The following is a 1,618-nucleotide window of genomic DNA, read 5'->3' on the forward strand; positions in this document are numbered from 1 at the left end:
CGCGCTCGGGCACGCGGTGCTCGCGGCGTTGGACGGCTTGCCTGTGCCCGGCGAGGAGCTGACGTTGGACGGTGTCGTGGAGTCGGGTGCTCCGCTCGCGATCTGGACAGGGACCCCGGCGGACGGCGGCGAGGAGGCGGCGGGAGTCGTCTCGGCCGTCGAGCTGCCGCTGCGCGACCTGCCCACCCTGGACGAACTCGCCGAGGAGTGGAAGGACATCGACCCGCGCTCGCGGGAGGAGCGCCTCGGACGAGCGCGGAACCTCCGCGACGGTTACATCGAGGGGCCGACCGTGTCGCATCCGGTGTGGGCCTGGCGGCTCGGGGACGCCGTGATCGTGGGGCATCCGGGTGAGGCCTACTCGCGGCTGCAGACGACCCTGCGGGAGCGGTTCCCCCAGACGCCGATCGTGGTGATGAACCTGACGAACGGCCCGGGGTTCGTGTACCTCCCGACCCGCGAGGCCTACGACCGCGGCGCCTATCAGTCCTGGCAGACGCCCTTGGCTCCCGGCGCCCTCGAGCTCCTGGAGTCCCACGCCGTGTCGGTGGTGGCCGGGTTGTTGGCCTAGCTCCGGTCGCGATATTCCACCTACTTCGAGGCTTTCGGCTGGAACATCGCGACGGGAGCGGCCGTAGACTGCTATAGCAAACGTATGACTGAGGAGAAGCACGCATGAGTCAGGCACCCGTCGCCATCGTCACCGGAGGATCCGCCGGCATCGGCTGGGAGATCGGCCAGCGACTCTCCGCGGACGGCTACCTCGTCGTCGCGACCGACCGCGTCCCCGGGCTGACCGCGGGCGAGAACCCCGCCGGGATCCTGTGGCGGGAGCTCGATGTCACCGACCACGCCGGGGTCGACCGGGTCTTCGGTGAGATCGAGGCGGAGCTCGGGCCCATCGAGGTGCTCGTGAACAACGCCGGGATCCAGCGGCACCGTGGCATCGAAGACCTCACGTGGGATGAGTGGTCCGCGGTCGTCGACGTGAACCTGCACGGGGTGTTCTCCGCGCTCCAGGCCGCAGGGAAGCGCATGCTCGACCGTGGTGAGGGCCGCATCGTCAACATCTCCTCCATCTCCTCGCGCGGCTCCGCGGGGCGGGCACCCTACGCCACGACCAAGGCCGCCGTCATCGGACTCACCTCCACGGCGGGGGCGGAGTGGGCGTCGCGCGGTGTGCGGGTCAACGCTGTCGCGCCCGGTTACGTCGACACGGGCGTCTTCCGGCAGGGCGTCGAGCAGGGGACGCTGAGCCTGGACACGATCCTGTCGCGTATCCCCGCGAAGCGCCTGGCGGAGGCAAGTGAGATCGCGGCCGCGGTCAGCTTCCTCGTCTCCGACCAGTCGCGCTACATGAACGGGCAGACGCTGTATGTCGACGGTGGCTTCATGGTGGACTACGGCGTGCCCCTGGCGAAGAAGCCCGAATGACCACGATCGCCCGCATCGACACGGCCACCGCCGTACTGCCGCTCCCTGCGCCACTGCAGCTCGGCGCGATGACAGTCGTGCGGCGAGAGTACTCCGCCGTGCAGGTGACAGCCGATGACGGAACGACCGGGATGGCGTACTGCCTTTCGCGGGAGGCGCCGATGGGCGAGATCGTCGGCCGTCT

The 1,618-nt window shown here is 69.7% G+C and carries 1 protein-coding gene and 2 pseudogenes; all 3 read left to right on the forward strand.

The window, feature by feature from the left end; all coding sequences use genetic code 11:
* A pseudogene (locus DSP71_RS01300) lies at positions 1 to 571 on the forward strand (hypothetical protein); the annotation flags it as partial.
* 104 nt (positions 572 to 675) lie between these two features.
* Positions 676 to 1,434: an SDR family NAD(P)-dependent oxidoreductase gene (locus DSP71_RS01305; RefSeq protein ID WP_058631069.1), complete on the forward strand. Its 759-nt coding sequence runs from the start codon at positions 676 to 678 to the stop codon at positions 1,432 to 1,434.
* Positions 1,431 to 1,618, forward strand: a pseudogene (locus tag DSP71_RS22875) (hypothetical protein); the annotation flags it as partial. The gene DSP71_RS01305 and the pseudogene DSP71_RS22875, both read left to right, overlap by 4 nt.

This window comes from Microbacterium sp. H6, assembly GCF_003314775.1.
Classification (GTDB): domain Bacteria; phylum Actinomycetota; class Actinomycetes; order Actinomycetales; family Microbacteriaceae; genus Microbacterium; species Microbacterium oxydans.

Excerpts from the sequence above, each read along its gene's own strand:
- DSP71_RS01305 (WP_058631069.1), top strand. The coding sequence starts at position 676 with ATGAGTCAGGCACCCGTCGCCATCGTCACCGGAGGATCCGCCGGCATC.